This is a genomic window from Nocardioides sp. (assembly GCF_036401255.1).
Taxonomy (GTDB): Bacteria; Actinomycetota; Actinomycetes; order Propionibacteriales; family Nocardioidaceae; genus Nocardioides.
In genome coordinates this window covers 1-2117 of record NZ_DASWVI010000083.1, presented here as the reverse complement: position 1 = coordinate 2117, position 2117 = coordinate 1, and the positions used below count along the sequence as shown (strand labels likewise).

3 protein-coding genes and 1 pseudogene are annotated in these 2117 nt (G+C 73.8%); all 4 read left to right on the top strand.

The genetic code is table 11. The features are described from left to right. The coding region (locus VGD85_RS03920) for a DUF3499 family protein (protein ID WP_331062142.1) at positions 1–163 on the top strand (163 nt) is incomplete at its 5' end. Positions 164–301: 138 nt separating this feature from the next. After that, complete coding sequence (locus VGD85_RS03915) at positions 302–1690, top strand: phosphomannomutase/phosphoglucomutase (RefSeq protein ID WP_331062140.1); 1389 nt, start codon at positions 302–304, stop codon at positions 1688–1690. Then, positions 1687–1857 carry a Trm112 family protein gene (locus tag VGD85_RS03910; RefSeq protein ID WP_414690753.1) on the top strand — a complete coding sequence of 57 codons (171 nt, stop codon included), beginning with the start codon at positions 1687–1689 and terminating at the stop codon, positions 1855–1857. The genes VGD85_RS03915 and VGD85_RS03910 overlap by 4 nt, the downstream gene beginning before the upstream one ends. A gap of 13 nt (positions 1858–1870) precedes the next feature. After that, positions 1871–2117: pseudogene (locus tag VGD85_RS03905) on the top strand (hypothetical protein); the annotation flags it as partial.

Sequence of the window (2117 nt, the reverse complement as noted above, 5' to 3'; positions counted from 1 at the left end):
CGACCCGGCCGCGCAGGGGCCGTCGAGCGACGACCTGCTCGCGCTCGCCGACGCCGTGCGCGAGGCCGCCCGGCCGGTGCCGGCGGAGCGCGTGGCACCCGCGCAGGAGACCGGCAGGGAGACCACCCGCCGTGGCCACCTGCGGGTGCTCAGCAGCGACTGACCGGGGCAGCCGGCGGGGGTGGGCGATGGATCGCTCTCGGGTGGGTGCGCTCGCGGCCACGAACCCGCCCGGTCCCCGCGCCAACCAGACGGTCGACCAGACGGTCGACCAGCCATGCTCACCGATACCCTGTCAGGCATGGCCGCCACCCTCGATCCGGCGAACGTCCGCGCCGTCTTCAAGGCGTACGACGTGCGGGGCACCGTCCCCGACCAGATCGACGAGGCACTCGCCCGGGCGACCGGCGCCGCGTTCGTCCAGGTCGTCGGCGCCACCACCGTCGTCGTCGGGCACGACATGCGACCCAGCTCGCCCGGCATGGCCGGTGCGTTCGCCGAGGGCGCGAGCTCGGCCGGAGCGGACGTGGTGCTGATCGGCCTGGCGTCGACCGACCAGCTCTACTTCGCCTCCGGGCACCTCGAGCTCCCCGGCGCGATGTTCACCGCCAGCCACAACCCCGCCCAGTACAACGGCATCAAGCTGTGCCGCAGCTACGCCCAGCCCGTGGGCATGGACACCGGGCTGGCGCAGATCCGCGACCTGGTCGGCCAGGCGAGCGAGCCGCGAGCGGCCACCGGCGCGGCCGGGTCGATCTCCGAGCACGACGTCCTCGAGGCGTACGCCGCGCACCTGCTCACGCTGGCCCCGGTGTCCGGGCGCCGGCTCAAGGTCGTCGTCGATGCCGGCAACGGCATGGCCGGACACACGGCCCCGGCCGTCTTCGGGCGGCTCGGCGCGGCCGTCGAGCTGGTCCCCCTGTACTTCGAGCTGGACGGCACCTTCCCCCACCACGAGGCCAACCCCATCGACCCGGCCAACCTCGTCGACCTCCAACGCCGGGTCCTCGCCGAGGGAGCCGACCTCGGGCTGGCGTTCGACGGCGACGCCGACCGGTGCTTCGTGGTCGACGAGCGGGGGAGGGCCGTCTCGCCCTCGACCCTGACCGCACTGATCGCGGCCCGCGAGCTGGCCAAGGAGCCCGGCGCGACCGTGATCCACAACCTGATCACCAGCCGCGCGGTGCCCGAGATCGTCACCGAGCTGGGCGGCACCCCGGTGCGCACCCGGGTCGGGCACTCGTTCATCAAGGCCACGATGGCCGAGACCGGCGCGATCTTCGGCGGCGAGCACAGCGGTCACTTCTACTTCCGCGACTTCTGGCGCGCCGACTCGGGCATGCTCGCGGCGCTGCACACGATGGCCGCGCTGGCGGACACCGACCGGCCGCTCTCCGAGCTGCTCGCGGCGTACGAGCGCTACGCGGTCAGCGGTGAGATCAACAGCGAGGTGACCGACCCGGGCGCGGTGCTCGCGGCCCTGGAGTCGGCGTACGCCGGCACCGACGGCGTCCGCATCGACCACCTCGACGGCCTGACCGTCAGCCACGCCGACTGGTCCTTCAACGTGCGCCCGTCCAACACCGAACCGCTGCTCCGGCTCAACGCCGAGGGCCGGGACGAGGCGACCATGGCCGAGGTGCGCGACCGCGTGCTCGGCCGGATCCGAGACAAGGGAGCGACCCGATGAACGCCGTGAACCTCGACCCCGAGCTGCTGCAGATCGTCGTCTGCCCGGCGTGCCGGTCCGACCTGGACCTGGTCGAGGCCGAGCTGGTCTGCCAGGGCTGCGGCCTCGCCTACCCCATCCGAGACGACATCCCGGTGCTGCTGGTCGACGAGGCGCGCAAGCCCTGAGAGGGGCCGCACCGTGGTCACCTGGTTCGACGAGTCCCGGCTCGACGACGTCACCATCCTGGAGTCCGATGCCGCGCTCCGCGCGCTGGCCGAGTCCGGTGCGCGGGTGCGCCGTGCCGCCGGTGACGCCGCGGACGCGACCGACGAGGCGGTCGCGCGGGCCCAGGAGCTCGCCCGTCCGCGTGCGGTGATCGCCGCGGGCCCCGACTCGCGACTGCTGCGGGCGGTGCTCGAGCCCTGGTGCCCGGTCCCGTTCGTGG